Genomic DNA, 25,074 nt, shown 5'->3' on the forward strand with positions numbered 1-25,074 from the left:
CAACGCATTCATGGCTGGGCCCCCAGATCGAATCGCACGGTGAGTTGCGCGCCGTTTTCGCTCGGCTCGGCGCTGGCGGTGGCACCTGCGGCTTGTGCCAGACCTTGCCAGTGCCCTTCAGGCGGTGGCGTCACGGGGCGGCCAACCTGTCCACCCAGCACCAGCCGCCAGGTGCGGCCATCGAAATAGCTGCCGGCCACGCCCCAGTCCTGCTGCGCCGCCAGCCAGCGGTCCATGCCCTGCTCCAGCACCACCAGTTGCTCCTGACGCACGCGCCAGTCGGCCTGCTCACCCTGCACCTGCGCCAGGCGGCGCGTGGCCTGCTGAACCGTCGACACAGGGCCGGTCAGCGCCTGAACCTGAGCTTTCCACACCGGCACCTGGCTGACGAACTGCACCAGCGCAATCGTCGCCCAGCACACGCCCAATAGCGCGGCACCTGCCGCCAGCCGACGCTGCAAGGGCGTGAACAGGCCACCCGGGCGAACCCGTTTACGGCGTGTTTCAAGCAGGCTGGGCAAATGCTCCAGCGCCGCCCAACGCTCGGGCCACGGGCCGCTCGTGGGCTCACCGGTTGCACGCCAGTCCTCAGGCAGCTCGCCCAGCGCCGCCGGCCATACCAGCCATTGCTGGCGTCCGTCGGCCTCGCCACGCACACGTCGCTGTTCTTCTGCCGTGTCCCAGCCCAGCACCTCACCCGCTTCGGCCTGCGCCATCAGTTGCATTTGCGACCAGATCACATCGGGCTGCACACCGAGCGCATGCGCATCGGCCAGCCAGCCCTCGGCTCTGGCGCGCTCGACCACCAGCAGTTGCAGATGGCCCGCCATGCGCGACAGGCAATGCACCTGAACCTGCTCTAGCGGCTGTTGCAATTGATCTTCCAGCAACAATGGCCATTCGTGACGCTTGAGGCCGGGCGGTGCGGCCACCAGAAAATGACTGCATTGCGATGCCGGCATCACCAGCGCCAGCCGATCACTGTGTATGGAGTCTGCCGGTGGCGGCCAGTCGCCCTGCGCATCGCCGGGCAAACGCCGCCATGTCCAGGGCTGATCGGGATCAACGCCCGGCAGCACCAGCAGCCAGTGGCGGGTATCACGCTTGCGCAGCGACCAGCGCTCAGACATCAAAGCCCCCACGCTCATGGCCGGGTATCGGGCAGGTTGAAAGTGCACACATAAGGGGCTCCGTGATACGCGAATTCCAGCCGCACCCCAAGGGTCGGCAAGCTGGCAACGGTGGAGGGAAACGCCAGCCAGCGATTGCCCTGATAAAAACTCAATTGCACCTGGCTCACCTCGTCGAGTTGCTCGCGGCGTTGCCAGTGCGGCATGCCGACCGCATTTAAATCAGCCGACGTCGCCAGGCTCAAGCGCCGCTCACGGGCCTCGAATAGCAAACGTTGACGCTCCAGCCGCGAGGGGCTGCCGGCCTCGGGCCAGGCCGTCAGCGCGACCCAGTCCAGCTGGCTGAGCGAGGGTTGCCAGTCCAGCCACCGGAGCGACAGCGGCAAACGCTGCTCATGTACCTGGCGCAACACCAAGCTGTCGAAACGCCGCTCCAGCGCCAGGCAGAACTCCAGCACAGGCGGCTCTTTATCCTGATCGTCGAGGCGTTCACGCACATTGACCCAACCGTTGACCAGTGCCGCCAGCAACACGCCAAGCACGGCGGTCAGGGCCAGCGCCACCAACAACTCGATCAGGGTCAGGCCACGCTGACGGGCAGTCATTGCGGACGCACCAGAAACACCGTGAAGTGCCCCAGCGGCTCACGCTCGTCACGGGCGGCAAACAACGCCAGCTCGCCACGTCGCAGGTTCTTCACCCCGCGGGTCATCGCCAGGTCCATTCGCCAATGGCAAGTGTTGTGCCCCTGCCGCAACTCGCCCCGCACCTGCTTGCCCGGCGGCCAGTACTGCTCGACAGCAAAACGCGCCTCCAGCTCTCGGGCACACAGACTGCCAAGCCGATGCTGCTGCACCGCCTGATGCACCGCGATGCGCTGGCGCAGCAACTGGCTGACCATCACCGTCATCATCGCGGCGATGCCCAGCGCCACCATGACCTCCAGCAGAGTGAAACCGCGTTGCCGGTTCATGCGCATTTACGGCACATCGCGACGCACCAAGCGGTTATCGCTCAACCACTGCCAACGCTGGTGCCCTTCGGCCCATTGCCATTCCAGATTCACTGCGTTCGCCACACCGCTGGGGGTAAAGATCACCTGCGGCGTGCGCGAGGCCGGCCAGTTGGCCGTCACCTGCGCGGGCCACGGCTCGGCGCGCCAGGGCTCGGCCACCCACTGTTGTTGCTCGAAGCGCACGAACTCCGGCTGCTTGCCGGTCCAGCGCAACCCCAGCAATTGCCCGCTGTGCCGGGCCTGCGCGGCGTGCTGTTGTGCGCGTGCGGCCAGTTGTTCCAGCGCCTGCACCGCCGGCGTCTGCCCGCCGTTCAGCCAGGCCACGCTCAGGCCGCTGAACAGGCCGATGATGAGCATCACCACCAGCAATTCGAGCAGCGAAAAGCCCCGCGCGCGCTTCACCGTCAGAGGCTCCAGTTACCAATGTCGCTGTCGGTGCCTTCGCCGCCGTCGACGCCATCGGCGCCCAGCGAATAGATATCGATGCGCCCGTGCTCACCCGGCGCGCGGTAGCGGTACGCGTTGCCCCACGGATCATCCGGCAGCCGGCGAATGTAGCCATCGGCGCGCCAGGCACGGGCCAGCGGTTCGGCGCTCGGCGCCTTGACCAGCGCGCCCAGCCCTTGCTCGGACGTCGGGTAGCGCAGGTTGTCGAGGCGGTACATGTCCAGCGCCTGTTCCAGGGTCGACAGGTCGGCCAGCACCTTCTGGCGCATGGCCTTGTCCTGATTGCCGAGCACGCTGGGCGCGACCACGGCGATCAACAGGCCAATGATGAAAATCACCACCATGATTTCCATCAGGGTGAAACCGCGCTGGTTGCGCAAACGAGGCATAGATCGCTTCTCCATATCAGAAAGACAGACCCTGGTTGAGCTGCATGATCGGCAGCAGCACCGCGAGCACAATGAACAACACCACCGCGCCCATCACCAGAATCATCAGGGGTTCGAACAAGGCCATCAGCGTGTCCACCTGACGGGTGAAACCGCGCTCCTGGTTATCGGCGACCCGCTCAAGCATGTCGGGCAAGGTGCCGCTGGCCTCGCCGCTGGCCACCATGTTGAGCAGCAGCGGCGGGAAATGCCCGGCGCCGCTCAAGGCGCGGTGCAGGCTGACGCCGCCCTCGACCTGCTCGCGCACGGTTTGCAGGGCGCGATGCACCTCGCGGTTGCCGACCGTGGCGGTGGCCACCTGCAAGGCTTCCAGCAACGGCACGCCGCTGCCGGCCAGAATCGCCAGGCTGCGCGCCAGCCGCGCACTTTCGAGCACGCTCAGCAGCGCGCCGACTTTCGGCCAGCCCAGCAGCGCCCGGTCACGCCGCAGTCGCCAATGCGCCTTGCGCAGCAGGGCGCCGGCACCGAGGCTGGCCAGCACCAGCAGGCCCAACAGCCAGGGCCCGATCAACAACAATCCGTCACTCAGGCCAATCAGTACCCGCGTCACCAGCGGCAAGGTCTGCCCGCTGTGGCTGAACTGCTCGGTGAGTTTGGGCACCACAAAGGTCATCAAACCGATGACCACCGCCAGCGACACCAGCATCAATACCGCCGGGTAAATCATCGCGGTGCGCGCCTTGTGCCGCTGGCGCTGTACTTGCTCAAGATGGTCGGCCAGCCGCTCCAGCACCGGCGCCAGCTTGCCGGAACGCTCGCCGGCTTCGACCAGCGCGCAGTACAAATCATCGAACAGCCCGCCCTGACGACGCAGGCTCTGCGCCAGGCTATGGCCTTCACCTAGGGCGCCGCGCACCGCCACCAACAGATTGCGAATCGCCGGCTGCGCCAGCTGCCGCTCCAGCGTCGCCAGGGCATCGACCAGCGGAATGCCGGCGCTGGACAGCGTTGCCAGTTGCCGGGTCAGTTCACATAACTGGGCGTGATTCAGGCGCTGGCTGCGCGGCATGCGCGTGGCGCGGTCTTGCACCTGCAAGCTGCGGGCGAACAGCCCTTGCTCGCGCAGCAGTTGTCGCGCATGCCGTTCGTTCTCGGCTTGCAGGCTGGCCTTGCGGGTGCGCCCGGCCTGATCCAGGGCCTGATACACATAGGTCGGCATCGATCAGCCCCGCACCGCACGCAGCACTTCAGCCAGGCTGGTCTCGCCACGGCGCAGGCACTCGCAGGCCATGTCGGCCAGGCTCTGGCGCTTGTCCTTGAGGTAGTCGTGCATCGCCACTTCGCTGGCGCCGTCGTACAGCAGGCGGATCAGCCCGTCGTCCAGTTCGATAAATTCATACAGGCCGATACGCCCTTCGTAACCGCTGCCCTGGCAACGCTCGCAGCCTTGTGCATGAAAGCTTTCGCTCAGTTCACCCAACTCCGGCCACAGCGCCCGCTCGGCGGGCTGCAACGGTTGCGGTTTAGCGCACGAACACAAGCGCCGCACCAGCCGCTGGGCCAGCACGCCCTTGAGGCTGGAGGCAATCAGAAACGGCTCGACGCCCATGTCGCGCAGGCGCGTCACCGCACCGACGGCGCTGTTGGTGTGCAGCGTCGAGAGCACCAGGTGTCCAGTCAGGCTGGCCTGCACGGCGATCTGCGCGGTCTCGCGGTCACGGATTTCGCCGAGCATGATCACGTCCGGGTCCTGGCGCAAAATCGCCCGCAAGCCGCTGGCAAACGTCAGTCCCGCCTTGGGATTGATTGCAGTCTGGCCGATGCCGGTAATCGCGTATTCCACCGGGTCTTCGACGGTGAGGATGTTGCACGAGCCATCGTTGAGGCTGTTAAGGCTAGCGTACAGCGTGGTGGTCTTGCCGGAACCGGTCGGCCCGGTGCTCAGCACGATACCGTTGGGCCGCGCCAGGCAGGCCCGCAAACCGCGCTGCACCGCGTCGGGCATGCCGAGGTTGGCCAGGTTCAGCAGGCTGGCCTGTTTGTCGAGCACGCGCATCACCACCCGCTCGCCATGAATACCCGGCAGGGTCGACACGCGAATGTCCACTTCACGCCCGGCAGCGCGCAGGGTAATCCGGCCGTCCTGCGGCTGGCGCTTTTCGGCGATGTCGAGGCGCGCCATGACTTTGATCCGCGACACCAGCATCGCCGACAGCGCACGCGGCGGGCGCAGCACTTCGCGCAAATGACCATCGACGCGCAGGCGGATCACCAGGCTGGCCTCGAAGGTTTCAACATGAATGTCCGAGGCCTGCAAACGCAGCGCCTCGCCGAACAGGCCGTTGATCAAGCGGATCACCGGCGCGTCGTTGTCGTTTTCCAGCAGGTCTTCGATCTTCGGCAGTTCGCTCATCAGGCTGTCGAGATCGACCCGTTCACCAATGCCTTCGATCAATGCGGCGGTGGCCGACTCGCCGGCCTGATACAGAACACCCAGGCGGCTGTCGTAATCGGCGGCACTCAAATGCTCGACCGTCAGCGGCCGGCCATGCACGCGCAGCACCTCCTGCACCAGATCGGTGTCAGCGCCAGTGCGCAGCCACAGCTGCCAGCCGTGCTCGGCCGGCACCCGCGCCACGCCGGCCTGGCGGGCCAGGCGATAGGGCAGCAAACCACTCACCATACCGCCTGACCCAGCCGCTCGCGGCTGGAAGGGAACAGTTGCAGCAGGGTTTCACCGGCGTTCTGCTCCGGCAATGCCAGATTAGTGCTGGTCTTGAGGTTGCGGTATTTCTCGCTGCTCAACTGTGCCAGGGTCTGGTCGTCACGCACGATGCGCGGACGGATAAACACCATCAGGTTCTGTTTGACCCGTTGCGAGGCGTTGGAGCGAAACAGTCGGCCGACACCGGGAATGTCGCCCAGAAACGGCACGCGCTGGTCGCTGTCGGTGCTCTCGTCGCCGATCAGGCCGCCGAGGACCACCAGGCCGTTGTCGGCGACCATGACCTTGGTCTTGATCTCGCGCTTGTTGGTGATCACGTCGCTGGCCGAGGCGCTGTCGGCAATCGAGGAAACTTCCTGGACGATGTCCATGCGCACGGTGTTGTCGATATTGATCTGCGGCTTGATGCGCAGCTTCACCCCGACTTCCTTGCGCTCGATGGTCTGGTACGGGTTGGCGTTGTTCTGGGTTACGGAACCGGTCACGAACGGCACTTCCTGGCCGACCAGAATCGACGCCTCGGCGTTGTCCAGGGTCAGCAGGGTCGGGGTCGACAGCAGGTTGAAGCCGCTCTGGCCCTTGAGCGCATTGATCAGTGCGAGAAAATTCAGGCCGCCGCCACTGAGGTTGCCGATCCCGGCGGTGGCGCCCTGTACGCCTGACAGCAGTTCGGCCAGCGCGCCGGTATCGCTGTTTTGCGCCAGTGCTCCGACCGCCGCGACACTCGGCGCATTGCTGCCGGGAAAGTTGAAAGCGCCGCCACCAAGGCTGTCGTGCTGAAACAGCCACTGCACGCCCAGCTCTTGCACACGGGTGTCGGACACTTCGGCAATGATCGCCTCGACCACCACCTGCGCACGGCGAATGTCCAGTTGCTCGACGATGCTGCGGTAGGCGGCCAGCTCGCTGTCGGGGCCGACCATCACCACCGCATTGGTGCCTTCTTCATATTCCATGCGCACGCCGCTGGTGCTGACCATCACCGGTTTCTCGCCCTCTGCGGCGGTGCCCGGTGGCGTGGCGGCCTGTTCCTGACCCAGGCCGCGCAGCACCTTGACCACCTCGGCGGCATTGGCATGGCGCAAATAAATCACCACGGTGTTGCTGCTGTGCAGCGCATCGCGTGGTTTATCCAGTTGGCTGAGCAAGGCGCGCACACGCTGACGGCTGTCGGTGCTGCCGCGCACCAGCAAGGCGTTGCTGCGCGGGTCGGCAACCACCTGCGCACTGTCGGCGCCCTGCTCGCGGGCCAGCAGGCGGGTCATCAATAACGCCGTGTCGTTGGCGCTGGCGTTCTTCAGCGGCATGACTTCCAGCGGCTCCTGGCTGACCTGATCGAGCTGCCCGAGCAGTTTGTCGATGCGGTCGAGGTTGCTGCGCCAGTCGGTGATCACCAGCAGATTGGCCGACGGGTACGGCGTGATCACGCCGACGCGCGGGTCGATGAGCGGCTTGAGGATATTGAGCATCTGTTCGCTGGCGGCATTGCGCACGTTGAACACGCGGGTGGCCATGCCGTCATTGGTCTGCCCGGCTTTCGATTGCGCACTGCTGCGGCCTGATTCCACCGGCACCGGCTCCAGCCGCGCCGCTTCATCGGGGACGATCTTCACGCTGCCGTTGGGCAGGTCTACCGCGGCAAAACCCTGAGCACGCAACTGCGACAGAAAGATCGCGTAGATCTCGTCGCTGCCGAGCATCTCGATGCTGCGCACCGTGACCTTGCCCTTGACCCGAGGATCAATGATGAAGGTGGTGTTGGTGATGCGTGACACGCTGTCGATGAACTCGGACAGTTCGGTATCAACGAAATTGACCTCGTACACCGGGTCTTCTTCGGCGTACACGCCACCCAGGTTCATGGCACACAGCACCAATACGAGACGCAATGCTTGCTTGCAGCGATGGTTGATCATGCTTATCCCTGTTGCCGGATGCCGAAGGGTGGACGTTGTGCCGGCCACGGCAGACGCTCGCGCTGGCCGTGGTTGTCGAAGATCAGGCCGCGCTCGTCGATGTCCTGCAACACGATGCCGGGCGCCAGGCGCTGGCCGCGGCTCAAGGTGCGCTGGCGTTGCTCATAGCGCAGCACCACCACCGTGGCCGCCAGGTCGCGGGCCTTGAGGCTGCCGATGTATTCGATGGGCAGGCGGGTCAGCGGCAACTCGCCGGTATTCACCGCCTCCCGGTGCCAGTGCGCGCCGAGCAATTGCGGCAGCGGCGCCAGTGCAGCCGGCGCAACAGCCGCAGGCGTACGGCCATGCCAGAGCTGCACCACGCATTGCGCCGCCAGCCAGCCGCACAGGGCGACCAGCAGCAGATGGCTCAATCCGGTGAGCCCGGCCAAACGGTTCAACTGACCAGCTCACGCGGGTGCCAGCCGGGATGGCCCTGCACATAGCGCATCTGCGGCAGCGGCAGGTTCGCCAGTTGCCAGCCTTCAGGCTGTTCGCGCAGCCATTGCTCCAGGTGCTGCCACAGCGGCTGGCCGGCCTGCGCCTCGAAGCCCAGACCGAAGGTGCGGCATTGCCCGGCCGGCTCGCCCACGCCACTGGTGCGCTTGCCGCTGGCGCTGTAGGTCACCTGCCAGTTGTGACCGAACCAGCGTGGCAAATCCTGGCTGTTGTCCAGCAGCAACGGCTCGCCGAACAACTGCTCAGCGGCGTTTTCCAGCACGTTGGGCACTTGCCTGGCCGCGACATCGACCACCGGCGCCGGGTAGCTGCCGGTCAGGCTGAGCAAGTGCTCACGGGTAATCGTCTGCCCGCGCTCCAGCGGAAAGTCATAACGCAGGCCCGGCAGCAGCACTGCGCTGTCTGGCTGTACAGCGAGCGCCTGATGCACCAGGCGGTCCCAGCTGGCACCGCGCACATCACGGCGCCAGAGGTTTTCCGGCGCCCGCGCCAGTGGCTGGTCGAGCCAGCCGGCATGCGCAGCGCGTTGCTGCTGGGCGATCTGACGAATGCGCTGCGCTTCGGCCTGTTCGTCAGCGCTCAATGCACTGGCCAGCGCCGGTTGAAACTGCGCGGCAAACTGCCAATGGCCGGCCACCGCCTGGCAACGAATCCGAAACGCACCGCTGGCCCGCACACCGCCCAGTACCACCGGTACCCGTTTGCCCGAGGCCTGCAAGGCTTCGATCGGCTGCGGCCAGAAATCCTGGCCACGAGCGCTGAGCACGATGTCGATCTGACTGACCCGTTCGGCCAGCCAGAGGCTGGGGCCGGTGCCGACATCGGCCAGGGCAATCACCAGATCGGCCTCGTTGCGCGCCTGTTCGAAGGCCGGTTGCAGACTGTCGAGCCATTGTTTGAGAGAAGCTTTCTGATCGCGGGCATAAGGGTCGGTAACGCCGACCACCGCGATGCGCACGCCACCACGTTTGAAAAAGGTCACGGCCTGAGTGCCGAGGCGCTGAGCCAGTTCACTGCCAAGGCCGGCGCCCAGCACCGGGTGCTGAAACTGGCGGTAAAGGCCGGTGCACGCTTGCGGCCAGAGCAGGCGTTCGTCGCTGCTGACCCGCACTTCGGTACCCAGCAGTGCACTGCCCTGCACGCCCGACAAGCCCTGGCTCAGATACGCCAGGCCGCTGCCGTTCCAGCACTGGCCGTTCTCCAGGGTCAGGCTGTTGCCCTCACCGGCTTCAAGGCGCATGCGTCGCAACAAGGCGCCCAGCACCGGGTAGCCGCCGGTTTGCAGCGGGCCGGTCAGGCTGGCGTCGAGAAACGGGTCGAGGGTGCGATTGCCGGGGTTGGCGGCGCGAGCGTCGGCGCCACTGATCCACGGCGCCTGGCCGATGCGCGTGGCCGGTCCCAGACGGGTGGCCGGCACCACGGGCTTGCCCGGCTGGCGTGCGTCGAGGGTATCGGCGACATACAACAGATCGACCTGAGCGCCGCTGCCCGAGAGCGCCGCGCTGCCCGAAGGTCCGGCCAGCGTCGAGCAGGCCGACAGCCACGGCGCCATCGCGCCGACCGTCATCCACCCCAATACATCGCGTCGCACCATCGAAACCATTGTTTACGCACCCAGGGACTGTGATCAGTACAGGGGCGGCATATTGGCGATGGCAAATGACAGTTTGATGGCAGTTTTGCAACCCAACCGCCATGCACAAGCACCTGCCGGAGTAAATGCGCAAAGAGGTATCGCCACTGAAACAAATTGAAACAAACACCGTTCGTCCGATGACACAACTTAACCAAACTGCCAAGAAACCATCACACTTGGCTCTTAGAGTTCGCGGCTCCTTACTTATTCCTGTTTTCATAAAAAGGACCTGATGAATGAGTCGTGACACCGGCGATAACCTGAACCGCAACCTGAGCGTCAACGAACCGATGGAATCGGTCATCGACACCTTCCTGAGCCGTCGCAGTGTGGTGCGCGGTGGCCTGGGTGCCGCGATCGCGCTGATTGCCGGTACCGGCCTGACCGGCTGCTTCGACAGCGGTGGTGGCTCCGATGACGACGAGCCGGCCACCCCGACGCCAACCCCTGAAGTGCCGAAACTCAAACTGGGCTTCAACTCGATTCCGGGTTCGCGTACCGATGCCTGCGTCGTGGCAGCCGGTTATGTCGCCCACGTACTGGCCCCATGGGGCACGCCGTTCAACACCAACGCCAGCGCCTGGAAAAGCGACGGCACCAACAGCTCCAAAGACCAGGCCAACGCGGCTGGCATGCACCACGACGGCATTCATTACTTCCCCATCAATGGCAGCTCGACCGAAGGCATCATCGCCCTCAACTACGAGTACATCGATGCCAAGGCCCTGCACCCCAATGGCCCGACCACCGTCAGCGGCAAACGCCCGGTCGAAGAAGTACGCAAGGAAATCAACGCCCACGGTGCCGGCGTATTCCGTGTACGCAAGGTCGGCAGCCGCTGGCAGATCGTCGACAACGACCCGCTCAACCGCCGCCTGACCACCGACTCGGTGATGAACATCGCAGGTCCCCTCAAGGGCACCGACCACGTCAAGACCAAGTTCTCGCCGGACGGCACCCGCACTCGCGGCACCAACAACAACTGCGGCAACGGCTACACGCCATGGGGCACTTACCTGACCTGTGAAGAAAACTGGCCAGGCATCTTCGTCAACAAGGGCACCGTGCCGGCTGACCAGAAGCGCATCGGCGTGGCCACCGGCAGCACCAACTACAGCTGGGAAACCGCCGCTGGCGACAGCAGCGAGGTCAACGACGAGTTCGGCCGTTTCAACATCACCCCGCGCGGCGCCAGCGCCACCGACGACTATCGCAACGAAGCCAGCACCTATGGCTACATCGTCGAAATCGACCCGTACAGCGCCACCACCACCGCCACCAAGCGCACGGCCCTGGGTCGTTTCCGCCACGAAGGTTGCTGGCCAGGCCTGCTGACCGAAGGCAAGCCGGTAGTGTTCTACATGGGCGACGACTCGCAGAACGAATACCTCTACAAGTTCGTCTCTACCGCACTGTGGACCGCTGCCGACGCCAACCCGAGCGACCGTCTGGCCACCGGCGCCAAGTACATGGACAGCGGCAAGCTGTACGTGGCCCGCTTCAATGCCGACGGCACCGGCACCTGGTTGCTGCTGGAAGCCGCCACCGCGACCACCGACGGCAGCACCCTGGGCGCCAAGTTCACCGACCTGCCGGGCATCATCCTCAACACCCGTGGCGCGGCCGATGCCGTTGGCGCAACGCCGATGGACCGCCCGGAATGGACAGCGGTCAACCCGGTCAATGGCGACGTGTACCTGACGCTGACCAACAACACCAGCCGCACCGTGGCCAACGCGGCCAACCCGCGCGTCAACAACAAGCACGGCCACGTCATTCGCTGGCATGACGCCGACAACCAGACCTCGTTCACCTGGGACATCTTCGTCTTCGGTGCCAACGCGGCCGGTACCGCCGACCTCAACCGCTCCGGCCTGACCGAACTCAACCAGTTCGCCAGCCCGGACGGCATGACCTTCGACAGCCGTGGCATTTTGTGGATTCAGACCGACAACGGCGAGTCGACCCTCACCAGCTACACCAACGACCAGATGCTGGCCGTGATCCCGAGCAACATGGTCGACGCCGCCGGCAAGCAGGTTCCGGTCAACGCCAGCAACCAGGCCGACCTGCGCCGCTTCTTCGTCGGCCCCAACGACTGTGAAGTGACCGGCGTGACCTTCACCCCGGACAACAAGACCATGTTCATCAACATCCAGCACCCGGGTAACTGGCCATCGACCGACGTTGCCACCGACGTCACCGTCGGCACCGTACGGCCACGGGCATCCACCGTGGTGATTCAGCGTGCCGATGGTGGTGATCTGGGGGTTTAAGCCTCTTGTAGAACCCACACGTCTCTCGTAGGACCGGCTTTAGCCGGGAAACAGACGCCGCAATTTGCGTTGGTGCTTTCGCTGCTGAAGCAGCTCCTACGGGATGACCTCACGTCCAGGTCGTGCCCCACAGCGAGTAATCCTCCTCATGCTCGACCAGTAGATTTGCAGCGTTTCGACGATTTCTGTGAGCGCTTCGCGCTCAATCGCCAGCAGAGCTGCCTCCTACAAGTGCGTGTCGAAGCCTAACTGATCGGCATTAGTCCTACGGTCCTACGAGCACGGCCCGATCAATCCTGCAACCCCACCTCCCGCCCCCGCACCACCATCTGCTGCGCCGGCACTCGTGCATGCCATTTCACCACCCCGCGTGCCTGTACCCGGTACTGGCTGCGAAACGCCTGGCCGTCCAGTGTGGTTTCGATCTGCAGCAGAAAATGATCGCCATTGAGCAGCAACCCTTCGCTCAAACGGGCAAACGCTTCGTCGTCCATCGCGCCCATGGCGCTGCGCAGGTCGCTGGCGTCCTTGTAGCCGCCCGGCGGGCGGCCGGTGATCAGGCGGGTGAGTTGCGCGCGCGCAATCTCGCCCAGGTAAAGGGCGTCGAGCAGCGGCAGGTGATCCAGGTTCAGCGCATTGGCATTGAGCTGCCAGCCTTCGCTTTCCGGCAAGGCGCACAGTGATTGCCGCGCACGCGGCATGGCGTGCGGCAGCAGGTTGATTTCACTGACATCGACCATCGGCCGATGCCCCTCCAGCCCGTCGATCAGGCTGTCGACCAGGCGCTCGGCGGCCATGTCGTCGCCGAGCAAGTGCAGCAACTGCTGGCGCGCCCGCTCGGCGTGCGGGCCGACCAGGCTGTTGACGTTGAAACAGGTGTGCAAATCGACAATGCGAATGCTCGACTTTCCACCGGCAAAGTCATAGCTCAACGGCTGGCCGCGCAGGGCTTGCCAGAACATCGGGCTGGCGCGCCACAGCGGGTCTTGCAGCGCCTGTTCGGTAAACGCCAGCGCGGCTTTTTCCACCGCCCGCGCCTGAATACGCTGCTGCAGCAGACGCACACCCTCGACCTGCTGACGGCCCTGCGCCGTCAGCCAGGTCAGGCCGCCTGCGAGCATCGCCAGGGCCACCAGCACCATCAGCAACGCGGCGCCTTGTTGTTGACGTCGGCCCATGACCCCCACCTGTTTCTTACCCAAAGACCCACAGTCAACACCGGTAATGTTGCAGCCGGGTAACAGGCTCATGAAAACCACGCAAAAACGTCACAGGGTCGTCACATGTGCTCGGCAAGATGCGTGTTCGTTTTTCAAATCAATGACCTGGAGTGCTTTTTCATGGGTGGTATCGGAATCTGGCAACTGCTGATCGTGCTTGTCCTGGTGTTTCTGCTATTTGGCACCAAGCGCCTGCGCACGCTGGGCTCGGACCTGGGTGAAACCATCAAGGGCTTTCGCACCTCGATGGGCACCGACGAGCCTAAGGCCGACGATCATCTGGCGCACAAAACCAGCCTGAACGACGCCAGCCACACCGCCCAGCCACACACCGAAAGCAAGCACTGATGTTCGAGATCGGCTTTACCGAATTGCTGCTGGTCGGCACCGTGGCGTTGCTGGTACTGGGCCCGGAACGCCTGCCCAAGGCAGCCGCTACCGCCGGGCGCTGGATGGGCCAGACCAAGCGCGCGCTCAGCGGCATCAAGCAGCAGATGGAGCGCGAACTGGATGCCGAGCACCTGCGCAAAGAACTTGATCAGCAGCCGCTGCTGAAACTCGAGCAAGAGCTGCGCGCAGGCATCCAGCTCGACAAGCCCGTGAACACAGCCCCCGTCAGCACAGCATCGACCAGCCACGGACAAACTGCCCCATGAACGCCCTGGAACATCACGCGCCCATCGCCGTTGTCGGTCACCTGCGCCAATTGCGCAACCGCCTGCTGCGCTGCCTGCTGGCCATGGTCGTGCTGTTTGTCGGCCTGTTTCCGTTTGCCCAGCCGCTGTACACCGCGATCTCCGCACCGCTGCGCGCCTTTTTGCCAGCGGGCGCGAGCATGATCGCCACCAGCGTGACGTCACCGTTCATGGCCCCCATCAAACTGACGTTGATGCTGGCGCTGTTCGTGGCCATGCCGCTGATTCTGCATCAGGTCTGGGGCATGGTCGCACCGGCGGTGTATCGCACTGAACGGCGCGTCGCCATCGCGCTACTGATCGCCAGCGTGACGCTGTTCTATGCCGGCATGGCCTTCGCGTTCTTTCTGGTGTTCCCGATGATGTTCGGCTTCTTCGCCAGCGTGACGCCCGAGGGCGTGGAGATGATGACCGACATTGCGCTGTACCTGGACTTCATCCTGGCGCTGTTTCTGGCGTTCGGCCTGGCCTTCCAGATTCCGGTGGCGACCTTTCTGGTGGTCTGGGCGGGCATGATCGATGTGCAAACCCTGAGCAAGAGCCGTTCGTATGTGATCGTCGGCTGCTTTGTGGTCGGCATGATCCTGACCCCGCCGGATGTGTTCTCGCAGACCATGCTGGCAGTGCCGATGTGGCTGTTGTTCGAGGTGGGTCTGGTCGCCAGCCGGATGGTGGCCCGGCAACGACCGTAACGCGGGTTATTCGGTTTTTGCCAGTTCGCCGATCTTCTCCAGCCGCGCACGCACGATGTTGCGGCTGATGCCCAACAGGCGACCGGTCTGCAACTGGTTGCCGTGGCAGAACCGGTAGGCGGTACGAAACAGCGTCTCTTCGATGTGCTCGTACAAATCCGGAACATTCTTCTCGAACAGACCGATCAACGCGCTTTCCAGATTGGCCGGCGGTGCCAGCGGGCGCGCGGCGGCCTGCACTGCTTCTTCCTGACGAATCCCCGAAGAACGCATGTCGACCAGGTGCAGGTCGACCGGCTGGACCACCTCGTTGCGGCACACCAACAGGGCGTGGTGAATGGCGTTTTCCAGCTCGCGAATATTGCCCGGCCAGCTGTGTTGCAGCAGCTTGCGCTCGCTGTCGACGCTCAGCGAGGCGCGGTTGTAGCCCAGGCGCTGGCAGTGCTCGCCGATGAAAAATTCCGCCAGCGGCAGAATGTCCCCCGGCCGCTCGCGCAATGGCGGCAGGCGGATGGTTGCCACGTGCAGGCGATAGAACAGGTCTTCACGGAAATGCCCGGCCACCACGGCATCGGCCAGGTTGACGTTGGTCGCTGCCACCAGCCGCACATTGATCGGAATCGGCGTGCGTGAGCCCAGGCGCACCACTTCGCGCTCTTGCAACACGCGCAGCAGCTTGACCTGCATGTTCAGCGGCAAGTCACCGATTTCATCGAGAAACAGCGTGCCGCCATTGGCCGCCTCGAACCAGCCGGCCTTGCTGTTGGTCGCACCGGTGAACGCGCCCTTCTCGTGCCCGAACAACTCGCTTTCGACCAGCGATTCAGCAAACGCGCCGCAGTTGACCGCCACGAAGGACTCGCGCCCGCGACGGCTCAGGTGATGGATATGCCGGGCCACCAGTTCCTTGCCCGTACCGGTTTCGCCAACGATCAGGGTGTTGGCTTCGCTGGGCGCCAGGCGCTCGATGCGGCTGAGCAATTCCTGCGAGCGGGGGTCCTTGAACACCAGCACGGTGGCGCGCACGGACTTGGTCAGTTCTCGGGCGTGAGGATGGGTCAGCAGCGACATGGTGCATACCTGGCAGTGGAAGCGCGACGCCATCTTTACATGAAAACCAATAGTCCAATTAATTGTTAATTGGCATTTGTTTATTCCCGAAATGAATATGTAGAAATCAGACACAGTGCATTGCTGCTCCAGCAGCAACCGGTCAGCAGCGACTGCTCTGGGGTCAGCATCGGGCTGCGTCCCAGGCAACACCTCAAGCACCCGCCGGGTTTATCCACAGCCCCGGCGCACAAGGGCTGCAGCGCAATTTGCACGGCATGGCATACAACCTGCTCTGCTGCCTGCAAGCCGGTTTCGTCCGGCACCCGTTCGCGAACCTGTCGCACAAGGAAAACCCGATGACGTTGTCCACCACCCTCAAGCACTCGTTCGCGGCCCTGGCCGTGGCGATCTCGATGAATGCCCTGGCCGACGGCGTGCATGCGCCCAAGCCGGACCCGTTGCAAGGCGACGGCCGGGTCTCGGCGTTCTACACCTGGGAAGAGGTGATTCCGGCCACGCCCGGCAAACTGCTGCGCAGCGAGCCGCTGGACGCCACCCTGAGCCTGCCGGGTGCCGCCTCGCAGCAACGGATTCTCTACAGCTCGCTGAGCGGCATCGACGGCAAGACGCCAATCGTGGTCTCCGGCGCGCTGTTCATTCCCAAGGGCACGCCACCGGCCGGCGGCTGGCCGGTGGTCAGCTGGGGTCACGGCACCGTGGGCGTGGCCGACATCTGCGCACCGTCGTGGAGTGGCCGTTCGTACCGCGACGTGCAGTACCTGGCGCGCTGGCTGAGTGAAGGTTTCGCCATCGTCGCCACCGACTATCAGGGCCTGGGCGTACCCGGCGGGCATCCGCTGCTGAACGCACGCACCGCCGCCTACGGCATCCTCGACGCCGCCCGTGCGGTGACGAAATCGGTACCGGGCCTGGCCAACAAAGTGCTGATCGTCGGCCAGTCGCAAGGCGGCGCCGGTGCCTTTGCCGCAGGCGCTTATGCCGCCACCTATGCGCCGGACCTGGGCGTGAAAGGCAGCGTCGGTACCGGGGTGATCTACACCGTGGGCACCAGAAGCGTCGGCAATCAGGACCAGACCAAGGTCGACGCCGCACTGACCTATGGTTTCTACACCCTGCTTGCCGCGCAGCAATACGACCCGGGCATCGACCCTAAAGACCATTACACCGACCGCGCCCTGCCGCTGTTCGAACAGGCGCGCACCAGTTGCCTGGCCTCCCTGACCAGCGATGTGCTGGCGCTGGGCCTGACACCGGCGCAGGCGCGCAAGGATAACGATGGCGCCAGGCTCAAGCCTTGGCAGGACCAGATCGCCTACCCGACCCTCAAGCTGGCGCAGCCGATCTTCATCGGAACCGGCGCCGAGGACAAGACCCCGGCCGCCGAGACCCAGCTCAAGCTGATGAAGGACGCCTGCGACGCCGGCTCCGTGGTCGAAGGCCACCTGTACAAGGGCCTGGGCCACAGCGAAACGGTGAATGCCTCGCTGAAGGACTCGATTCCGTTTGCGAAAAAAGTGATCGCCGACCAGCCGATCACGCCGGTGTGCGCACCCACCGCCGGTTGATCGAGCGGGCCTTCATTTCATTTCGGGAACATCATCATGAGCATCGAGTTCTTCAGCCGCCTGCCGCTGCATGGCGAAACCCAATACCTGCCGGGCGACCCGCGTAACCGTGGCGACTGGGGCCCGAGCGATGGCACCGGCGCCGTGTCGGATTTCGAGGTCGGTGACCCGTTCACCTACATCGATTACCTCGGCCAGATCGCCCGCGCCAACGAGATCAACAAATTCGGCGGCGTGCTGATGGTCAACGCGCCCAGCGGCGAAGAGCCATGGACGGTGTGCTCGCTGCTGGCGCGTGAAACCCGCACGCTGAAATTCGTCACCGCCTTTCAGCCTTACCACTACACCCCGTGGGTCGCAGTGCAGCAGTCGGCGACCTACCAGCGCGCCACCGGCAACCGCCTGGTGTGGAACATCATCAACGGCGGCTCGGACGCGATGCAGCGGCAGGTCGGCGACTTCAGCAGCCACGATGAGCGCTATGACCGCGCCAGCGAATTTCTCGATGTGGTCAAAGGCTACTGGCACAACCAGAACTTCCACTATCAGGGCAAGTACTACAGCGCCGAAGGCGGTGGCCTGCGCCATCCGCTGAACAAGGCCGAGCTACCGGTCATCTGCACCGCTGGCTCCTCGATTGCCGCGCGTGAATTCGCCGCCAGACACGCCGACTATTACCTGATGCGCGCCGAACACCCCGAGCAGATCGCAGCCCTGATCAGTGATGTGCGTGAGCGGGCGCTCAAGCATGGCCGGCATGACATTCGCTTCGGCCTGTCGATCGATGTCATCACCCGCGAGACCGAAGAAGCCGCTCACGCCGAAGCCAAGCGCTTCTTCGACGACGGCATCCGGCGCGGCGCCGCCAAGGCGGTGGCCGCCCACGCCGGCCTGCGCACCGCGCGCAAGCTCAGCTACGAAGAAGAATTCGGCCAGCGCGAAGACATCAAGCCGTACGACGACTTCTTCATCTACCCCAACGTCTGGGCCGGCTTCGGCTACATCGGCGTGCCGCCGGGCTGTGCGCTGGTGGGCAGCTACGACAACGTCGTGGCACGCATCCGCGAATACAACGCGCTGGGCCTGGAGCTGTTCTTCCTCGCCGGTTACCCGCACCTCGAAGAAGCCTATCGACTGGGCCAGCACATCCTGCCGCACTTCAAGCACGAGCGTGCCGCCCTGGTGAAAAGCTCGGCCAGCGTGGCGCCCCTGCACGCGGTCAGCGCGAACTGAAGCCAGAACGTTAAGGAAGAACAGGCATGGACCACCCGATCAGCCGCCGACATTTGCTCAACAACTCCGCCCTGCTCGGCGCGGGCCTGATGCTGGGAAGCAGCGGCTTGCTCAGCGGCTGTGACGCCGGTTCTCAAGCCAAAAGCGGTACGCAAACAAACGGTCAGCCGCAGTACGGCGGCCGCTTGCGCCTGGGTATTCTGGACGGCAACCAGAGCGGCAACCTCGATGCCCACAAGCCGGTCGGCAGCGGCGTGGTGCGCGGCTTTGCGCTGTACAGCAAGCTCTGGGAGTGGGACGAAAACATGCAGCCACGGCTGGCACTGGCCGAGGAAACCGAGGTCAGCCCGGACGCGAAGACCTGGACCCTGCGCCTGCGCCAGGACCTGGAATTCCACCACGGCAAGACCATCGATGCCGACGACCTGATCTTCTCGGTGCGCCGCCTCACCGACCCGGAACTGGCTTCTCCGTACGCCGCCTTGCTGCACTGGGTCGACCGCGACAACCTGGTCAAGCTCGACAAGCGCACCATCCGCCTGAGCTTTCGCGACGGGCGCAGTTATTTCCCGCTGGCCGAAACCTGGGTCAACTTTGGCGGCATCGTGCCGGTCGATTACCACCCGGTAACCAACCCGGTCGGTGCCGGGCCTTACAAGCTCAAGAGTTTTACCCCCGGCCAGCGCTCGGTGTTCACCCGCTTCGAGAACTACTTCAAGCCCGGCAAACCGTACGCCGACGAGCTGGAAATCATCGATTTCAAGGACCAGATTTCACGCCTGGCCGCGCTGCGCGCAGGCCAGATCGACATGGCCAACGGCATGCCCAGCGAACAGCTCGATGTGCTCAACCGCGACCCGCGCATCAAACTGGTGACCTCGGTGACCGGCAACTGGCTGTCGTTCGACATGAACACCGCCAAGCCGCCGTTCGACGACCCGCGCGTGCGCCAGGCCTTCCGCCTGCTGGCCAACCGCGACAACCTGGTCAAGCGTGCGCTCAACGGTCAGGGCCGGGTCGCCAACGACCTGTATTCGCCCAGCGACCCGACGTTCGACCACAGCCTTCCGGCACGTGCGTTCGACATTGCAACGGCGCGCCGGCTGCTCAAGGAAGCCGGCCACGAACACCTCGACGTCGAGCTGGTGACCACGCCCGGCAGCGGCTTGTCGGCCGCCCTGGTGCTGGCCGAACAAGCTCGCGAAGCCGGGGTGACGTTGAGGGTCAAGCAGGTCGACCTGCCGACCTTCCAGGGCCCGCAGAAAACCGAATGGCCGCTGAGCACCGGCGGCAGCATCGGCGCGCCGTTTCTGGCCAGCGCCATTCATACCGACGCGCCGTTTGCCGTATCGAACAAGACCCAGTTTCAGGACCCCGAATTCAGCCGCCTGTTTCAGCAGGCCATGGCCCAGCCGGACCTCGCCAAGCGCACAGCGCTGGTTCATCAGTTGCAGCGTATCCAGTACGAGCGTGGCGGCATGCTGATCTGGGGCTACACCGACCAGCTCGACGGCTTCACCCGCCAGGTCGGCGGCGCCGGCCCCGAACACACCCAGTTCAGCACCTGGCGCTTCGACAACCTGTGGCTGAACACCAAAACCTGAATCCCCTGCACACCGCGCCCGTAGGACACGGAGAATCTCAATGCCTGCAATTGCCTTATCCCCCGACGTGGCGGGCTTTACCCGCAACCTGCTGTCGGTTGTCGTACTCGCGCAACTCTCGATGCTGGCCTGGGCCGACACCGAACAGGGCAGCACGCCGACCCTGAACGTGGTCACCGTCGAGGCTGAAAAGAAAGCCGACCCCGACACCGCCATCGTGCCAGTGCGCCCACCGACGTCGGTGTATGGCGGCTTGCAGGCCAGTGTGCTGGACACACCGCGCTCGGTCAGCCAGGTCAACGCCGAACAACTGGCCAGGGATCCGATCCGCAGCAGTGACGACCTGGTCAAATACGCACCGGGCATCACCCGTGGCGGCGGCCAGAACTCGGGGCTGGCGCCGCAGTTTCGTGGTCAGGGTTCCGAGGTGTTTCATGATGGCCAGCGCGGCTATGCGGTGCGGCATCCGGCCAATTTCAACGGCATCGAAGGCGCCGACATCGTCGCCGGCCCCTCGTCGGTCACCTACGGCTCGGTGACCGGCAGCGGCGGCTATGTGAACTACCTGAGCAAGAAGCCCGACTTCGACGAACAGCGTACCCGCATCAGCGCCGAACTGGGCGGCTGGAACCCCGGCGCGACGTCACGCGGCTCGGGCAAATACAGCGTCGACACCACCGGTCCCCTGTCCGACAGTCTGGCCTATCGTTTCAGCATGACCCAGCAGCGCAACCAGGATTACTACGACAACGTCGACAACAATTTCAACGCCTTCTACGGCGCCTTCGCCTGGCGCGGCGACGGCGTGCGGGTCAACTGGAACGCCAGCTACGACGACTATTACGACTACAACATCACCCACGGCTGGAACCGCGCCACCCAGGACCTGGTGGACCACGGCAAGTACTACGCCGGCCGCGCCACGCCGATCATCCAGAACGGCAACACACTGTGGTCACCGGTGCTGCAATCGGGCGCTGCCAATGCACCGGTTACCGGCTGGGTGCAGCGCCAGCGCAACGCCCAGGGCCAGTACACCGTGGTCAACAACAGTTTCCAGAGCGCATCGCCCAACACCCAGGCCAGCCCAGGCAGCGTGCGCGGCTGGGTCTACGATCCGAACCTGGCCGGCAACGAGCTGACGTCGCTGTCGTCGCAGACCAGCCAGCGCGCCGAAGACGAGAGCAGCTCGCGGCGCTTCATCACCCAGTTGCGCGCCGAATGGGACCTGACGCCGGACATCACCCTAGCCAACAGCACGTTCTACGAACGCTCCAACGACATCACCGATGCGGTGGGCTCGTTCAACGTGCAGTCCAAGGACAACATCTTCGACAACCGCTTCGAGTTTCGCTGGCGCAACGAAGGCGAGCTGTTCGGCATCAAGGTGGTCGACGACAGCAACAGCGGGCTGATCTACCGCCGCGAGTCCAACCAGTCGATTGCCGCCAACAACAGCTTTGGCGGCAATATCTACGCCTACGACCTGACTCAGGACACCTCGACCAAGAACCCCGGCGACCTGCTCGGCCTGACCGGCAGTAACCCGGCCGGCGGCGAAGGTGCCTGGATCGGTCAGCCCGGCATGGCGCAATTTTCTGACTATTACGGCTACCTGAACCTGCCGGCCATGTACCCGGCAGGCCACGGCCTGTACGCCGAATCGGTGGCACCCTACACCGCCGACAGCGTGTGGACCACCAAGACCCTGTTCAGCCAACACAACCTGCGTTTCAACGAGCGCGTGGGCCTGAACATCGGCGCCAGCCGCAGCTGGATCGATGCCCGCATCGAAAACCCGTTCGCCCTGCCCGGCGCCAGCCAGCGCAAGGACAGCGACAACTACCGGCTGTTCTCGGTGCAGGTCAGCCCGTACATCAAGCCCACCGACAACAGCACGCTGTACTACACCTTCGACCGCTCGCTGGCAGTCAATACCGGCTTCTTCTCAAACGGTATCGGCTGGGGCAGCGGCGCGGGTGCCAACCTGCTCAACCCGTTGCAGTTCAAGAGCCTCTCGGTGCTGCATGAAGTCGGCCTGAAAATCGACGCGATCCCCGACACACTGTTCTTCTCGCTGGCCGGCTTCAAGCAGGAGCGCGATCAGTCGCCCGACAGCAATAACAACATCGCCCGGCTGATCATCAAGGGCGTCGAATCGACCATTCGCTACCAGCCCACCGACCACCTGCGCACTGGCATCAACCTGTCGAAACTCAAGGCCTACAACGAATTCACCTCGCAGGCAGGCTTTGCCTCGGCAGGCTTTGTGCCCGACAACGGCACAGTGTTCGGCGACAACAACGCGTTCAACCAGCGCCCGTCCGGAAAGTTCGATGCGGTGCAGATTCCCGAGTACACCGCCAGTGGCTTTGTTGATTACCGCTTCGACAACGGCTTTGGTGCCGAGCTGTCCGGCTGGTGGACCAGCCAGTGGTACCTGAACCTGAGCAAGACCGTGCAGATCCCCAACGAATACAACCTGGATCTGGCCATTTACTACCGCCAGCCGACCTGGAGCACCACGCTGCGGGTGCTCAACCTCACCGACGAGCTGAACTTCGTCAGTGGCCTGGCCGGTTCCACCAACACCTTTCTGCAACCGATGCAGGGCCGCACCGTGCTGGCCCAGGTCGATTACCAGTTCTGATTTTTTCCAGGGAGCACCGCATGTCGATCGAATTCGTCGGGATGATTTTCCCGCGCCAGTGGTCCGAAACCCACGGCCAGCGTACCGCAGGTTTTGACCTGCCGTTTATCAGCCATCACGCCCGCGCCCACGAACAGGCAGGCTTTGACCGGGTGCTGATCGCCAGCGCGCCGGGCAGCGCCGACAGCCTGCAAGTGGCCGCCTATGCCGCCTCGCAGACCGAACGCCTGGGCTTCATGATTGCCCACCGTCCGGGCCTGACCGCGCCGACCGTGGCCGCCCGCGCGTTTGCCACGCTCGACCACACCACCGGCGGCGGCCGCTTGCGCCTGCATGCGATTACCGGGATTACCGCCGAACCGCAGGAAGGCGACTTTCTCGCCGACAAGACCGAGCGCTACAAGCGCGCCGACGAGTATCTGGAAATCGTTCGTCGCCTGTGGACCGAAGAGCAGCCGTTCGATTTCGACGGCCAGTACTTCAAGATCCAGGGCGCGTTTTCGCCGGTCAAACCCGTGCAACAACCGCATATTCCGATCTCGTTTGGCGGCTCATCCGACATCGCCTACCAGATCGCGGTCAGACACGCCGACCTGTACGCGCTGTGGGGTGAGCCGCTGAGCGGCGTGGCCGAACAAATCGGCAAACTGCGCGCCGCCGCCAGCGCACAAGGCAAGCCGGCGCCACGGGTCAGCCTGTCGGTGCGGCTGATTCTGGGCGCCACCGAGGACCTCGCCTGGCAACGCGCCGAGCAGATTCTGGCGCAGATCAAGGCCAACCCACAGTTCGCCGAAGGCAGCCCGTGGCGCAACCGCACCAAAGGCACCGGCAGCGAACGCCTGCTCGCCGCAGCCGCCGCCGGCGACCGTCACGACCGCGCCCTGTGGATGCCCACCGCCAGCGCGGTCGGCGCCTACGGCGACACCACCGCACTGGTCGGCACACCGGAAACCGTCGCAGAAGCGTTGCTCGATTATGTTGACCTTGGGGTGACGACGTTCCTGAACAGGGGCTATGACCCGCTGTACGACACCGTGGATTACGGCCGCTGGATCATTCCGGCGGTGAGGGAAGAAGCGCGGCGACGGGCGTTGCAGCGGGCCTCATAAACCGGGAACCACTCCTACGAGCGGTGCCCCAGATACTGGCTAAGCGCTTTGCGGGTCAGATCGTTCAGGGACACATTCTGCTGACTGGCGGCAATACTGGCCGCCAGGTGCAGGTCGTGCCCTACTCTGACGTTAAAAGATCCCTTGCAGGAAACTTCCGGGGTTTGTCCAAGTGATGCGCACGTCGCAAGGTAATCGTTAACGGCCTCTCTGAAAGACTCCGTCAGCCCGGCGACTGTTTCACCCTCGTAGCTGACCAAAGCCCGAATGAACTGAAGCTTGCCGAACAGACAATTGTCCTCAGGGCTGACCTCGATAGAGCCGTAATAACCCCGGTGCTGTAATAGCGTGTTCATAGAATCAATCCTCCAGCTTTCAGGCGCTCAATGACCTGTCGCTTGATATAGGCCTTCAGTTCATTACCTGGGTGTGGCTTGTGCAGGTTGATCATTGCCTGCGGGTTGCCGTTATCGAATTTGACCCGGCTGCCATCACCGTCTATCAAGCGATATCCGAACCCCTTGAGCAAAGTAACCAACTCAGGCCAGGTGAACCCATCGTGCAGGTTCAGCAGCTTCGCCAGCAGCTTGGCATGTCTGGACATATTGCCCCTTTCAAGCGACTAAATTTAGTCGCAAGAGTAAAGCAAGGCAACCTTGGCTTTGGATCAGGCGCTTACGTCACAGGTTGTAGGATGCATCTGAAAGCCAGGCACAGCGCCTAATGCCGATCAGTTAAGCCGGTTTTCGCCAGACATTTCGTCTGGCGCCGAATCTGTAGGAGATCACTCGCCGCCTTGGCGCCGCGCTGTCGCGCAGCAAACATGGGACCTGTAGGAGGGAGCTCTGCCGGAATGCCGGACCGATCGCGATCGGCTGCGTAGCAGTCGTAGATTTGCAGCGTTTCGACGATTTCCGTGAGCGCTTCGCGCTCAATCGCCAGCAGAGCTGCCTCCTACATCAGTTTTTTAAATTTAATAAAATCAATAAGTTATTTTATGTTTGATGAGAGATCGCCCGTCGCCATGGCGCCGCGCTGTCGCGCAGCAAACATGGGACCTGTAGGAGGGGGCTCTGTGCGCATTCCACGCCACTTGGACACTCAGACCGCTACCATTTGGACACTCGTTCCATGCTCATTTGGACACCTGATCCACGTCCATTTGGACAGGCAGTCGGAGCGCAGCGACGCAGGTCTGCA

23 protein-coding genes are annotated in these 25,074 nt (G+C 63.9%); 9 read left to right on the forward strand and 14 right to left on the reverse strand.

Features of this window, described 5'->3' with window-relative positions:
* Positions 1 to 8 precede the first annotated feature (8 nt).
* Genes ACYP2A_RS05065 through ACYP2A_RS05110 form a run of 10 tightly spaced genes read right to left on the reverse strand, consistent with a single transcriptional unit; the run spans position 9 to position 9,723 of the window.
* A complete protein-coding gene (locus ACYP2A_RS05065; RefSeq protein WP_459743329.1) occupies positions 9 to 1,130 on the reverse strand; it encodes a hypothetical protein in 1,122 nt (373 codons plus the stop codon).
* Between the two features lie 14 nt (positions 1,131 to 1,144).
* Entirely contained in the window at positions 1,145 to 1,735 is a 591-nt protein-coding gene (locus ACYP2A_RS05070; protein ID WP_459743330.1) for a type II secretion system protein, read from the reverse strand.
* Positions 1,732 to 2,103, reverse strand: a complete 372-nt coding sequence (locus ACYP2A_RS05075; protein ID WP_459743332.1) for a type II secretion system protein — start codon at positions 2,101 to 2,103, stop codon at positions 1,732 to 1,734. Before ACYP2A_RS05075 ends, ACYP2A_RS05070 begins: the two co-directional genes overlap by 4 nt.
* 6 nt (positions 2,104 to 2,109) lie before the next feature.
* Positions 2,110 to 2,547, reverse strand: coding sequence for a type II secretion system minor pseudopilin GspH (gene gspH, locus ACYP2A_RS05080; protein WP_459743333.1), 438 nt, complete (start codon positions 2,545 to 2,547; stop codon positions 2,110 to 2,112).
* 2 nt (positions 2,548 to 2,549) lie between these two features.
* On the reverse strand, positions 2,550 to 2,981 hold the full coding sequence (gene gspG / locus ACYP2A_RS05085) for a type II secretion system major pseudopilin GspG (protein WP_459743335.1): 432 nt from the start codon (positions 2,979 to 2,981) through the stop codon (positions 2,550 to 2,552).
* A 16-nt stretch (positions 2,982 to 2,997) separates the two neighbouring features.
* Positions 2,998 to 4,200, reverse strand: a complete 1,203-nt coding sequence (gene gspF / locus ACYP2A_RS05090) for a type II secretion system inner membrane protein GspF (protein ID WP_459743337.1) — start codon at positions 4,198 to 4,200, stop codon at positions 2,998 to 3,000.
* Between the two features lie 3 nt (positions 4,201 to 4,203).
* Positions 4,204 to 5,652: a GspE/PulE family protein gene (locus ACYP2A_RS05095; RefSeq protein WP_459743363.1), complete on the reverse strand. Its 1,449-nt coding sequence runs from the start codon at positions 5,650 to 5,652 to the stop codon at positions 4,204 to 4,206.
* Between the two features lie 5 nt (positions 5,653 to 5,657).
* Positions 5,658 to 7,568, reverse strand: a complete 1,911-nt coding sequence (gspD, locus tag ACYP2A_RS05100) for a type II secretion system secretin GspD (protein ID WP_459743365.1) — start codon at positions 7,566 to 7,568, stop codon at positions 5,658 to 5,660.
* Between the two features lie 56 nt (positions 7,569 to 7,624).
* A complete protein-coding gene (locus tag ACYP2A_RS05105) occupies positions 7,625 to 8,053 on the reverse strand; it encodes a pilus assembly protein PilZ (protein WP_459743367.1) in 429 nt (142 codons plus the stop codon).
* Between the two features lie 5 nt (positions 8,054 to 8,058).
* Positions 8,059 to 9,723: a bifunctional UDP-sugar hydrolase/5'-nucleotidase gene (locus tag ACYP2A_RS05110; protein WP_459743339.1), complete on the reverse strand. Its 1,665-nt coding sequence runs from the start codon at positions 9,721 to 9,723 to the stop codon at positions 8,059 to 8,061.
* A gap of 269 nt (positions 9,724 to 9,992) precedes the next feature.
* Here ACYP2A_RS05110 and ACYP2A_RS05115 point away from each other — a divergent pair, with 269 nt between their 5' ends.
* Positions 9,993 to 12,032 (forward strand): PhoX family protein, encoded by a 2,040-nt coding sequence (locus ACYP2A_RS05115; protein WP_459743341.1) that lies wholly within the window; start codon positions 9,993 to 9,995, stop codon positions 12,030 to 12,032.
* 290 nt (positions 12,033 to 12,322) lie between these two features.
* Here ACYP2A_RS05115 and ACYP2A_RS05120 read toward each other — a convergent pair whose 3' ends face one another.
* Positions 12,323 to 13,210 carry a type II secretion system protein GspK gene (locus tag ACYP2A_RS05120; RefSeq protein WP_459743342.1) on the reverse strand — a complete coding sequence of 296 codons (888 nt, stop codon included), beginning with the start codon at positions 13,208 to 13,210 and terminating at the stop codon, positions 12,323 to 12,325.
* 162 nt (positions 13,211 to 13,372) lie between these two features.
* Here ACYP2A_RS05120 and tatA point away from each other — a divergent pair, with 162 nt between their 5' ends.
* From tatA to tatC, 3 genes are read left to right on the forward strand one after another with little or no spacing between them, the layout of a single operon-like run.
* Positions 13,373 to 13,600 (forward strand): twin-arginine translocase TatA/TatE family subunit, encoded by a 228-nt coding sequence (tatA, locus tag ACYP2A_RS05125; protein WP_459743344.1) that lies wholly within the window; start codon positions 13,373 to 13,375, stop codon positions 13,598 to 13,600.
* Positions 13,600 to 13,908, forward strand: a complete 309-nt coding sequence (gene tatB, locus ACYP2A_RS05130) for a Sec-independent protein translocase protein TatB (protein WP_459743346.1) — start codon at positions 13,600 to 13,602, stop codon at positions 13,906 to 13,908. Before tatA ends, tatB begins: the two co-directional genes overlap by 1 nt.
* Positions 13,905 to 14,639 (forward strand): twin-arginine translocase subunit TatC, encoded by a 735-nt coding sequence (gene tatC / locus ACYP2A_RS05135; RefSeq protein WP_459743348.1) that lies wholly within the window; start codon positions 13,905 to 13,907, stop codon positions 14,637 to 14,639. Before tatB ends, tatC begins: the two co-directional genes overlap by 4 nt.
* Positions 14,640 to 14,645: 6 nt before the next feature.
* Here tatC and ACYP2A_RS05140 read toward each other — a convergent pair whose 3' ends face one another.
* Positions 14,646 to 15,710 (reverse strand): sigma-54 interaction domain-containing protein, encoded by a 1,065-nt coding sequence (locus ACYP2A_RS05140; protein ID WP_459743350.1) that lies wholly within the window; start codon positions 15,708 to 15,710, stop codon positions 14,646 to 14,648.
* Between the two features lie 338 nt (positions 15,711 to 16,048).
* On the opposite strand from ACYP2A_RS05140, the gene ACYP2A_RS05145 reads away from it, so the two are divergent.
* The 5 genes from ACYP2A_RS05145 to ACYP2A_RS05165 are packed head-to-tail and all read left to right on the forward strand — an operon-like array spanning position 16,049 to position 23,874.
* The gene (locus tag ACYP2A_RS05145) at positions 16,049 to 17,278 is read left to right on the forward strand and encodes a lipase family protein (protein WP_459743351.1); all 1,230 of its coding nucleotides are present in this window, start codon (positions 16,049 to 16,051) and stop codon (positions 17,276 to 17,278) included.
* A 36-nt stretch (positions 17,279 to 17,314) separates the two neighbouring features.
* The gene (locus ACYP2A_RS05150) at positions 17,315 to 18,511 is read left to right on the forward strand and encodes an LLM class flavin-dependent oxidoreductase (protein WP_459743352.1); all 1,197 of its coding nucleotides are present in this window, start codon (positions 17,315 to 17,317) and stop codon (positions 18,509 to 18,511) included.
* Positions 18,512 to 18,537: 26 nt separating this feature from the next.
* Positions 18,538 to 20,115 carry an ABC transporter substrate-binding protein gene (locus ACYP2A_RS05155; protein ID WP_459743354.1) on the forward strand — a complete coding sequence of 526 codons (1,578 nt, stop codon included), beginning with the start codon at positions 18,538 to 18,540 and terminating at the stop codon, positions 20,113 to 20,115.
* A gap of 40 nt (positions 20,116 to 20,155) precedes the next feature.
* Complete coding sequence (locus ACYP2A_RS05160) at positions 20,156 to 22,765, forward strand: TonB-dependent receptor (RefSeq protein ID WP_459743356.1); 2,610 nt, start codon at positions 20,156 to 20,158, stop codon at positions 22,763 to 22,765.
* 20 nt (positions 22,766 to 22,785) lie between these two features.
* On the forward strand, positions 22,786 to 23,874 hold the full coding sequence (locus ACYP2A_RS05165) for an LLM class flavin-dependent oxidoreductase (protein ID WP_459743358.1): 1,089 nt from the start codon (positions 22,786 to 22,788) through the stop codon (positions 23,872 to 23,874).
* Positions 23,875 to 23,888: 14 nt separating this feature from the next.
* Here the strand turns inward: ACYP2A_RS05165 and ACYP2A_RS05170 are convergent, their stop codons facing one another.
* A complete protein-coding gene (locus ACYP2A_RS05170) occupies positions 23,889 to 24,230 on the reverse strand; it encodes a type II toxin-antitoxin system HicB family antitoxin (RefSeq protein ID WP_459743359.1) in 342 nt (113 codons plus the stop codon).
* Positions 24,227 to 24,478, reverse strand: coding sequence for a type II toxin-antitoxin system HicA family toxin (locus ACYP2A_RS05175; RefSeq protein ID WP_459743361.1), 252 nt, complete (start codon positions 24,476 to 24,478; stop codon positions 24,227 to 24,229). The genes ACYP2A_RS05170 and ACYP2A_RS05175 overlap by 4 nt, the downstream gene beginning before the upstream one ends.
* Positions 24,479 to 25,074 lie beyond the last annotated feature (596 nt).

It is taken from the genome of Pseudomonas sp. 3A(2025), from assembly GCF_054589175.1.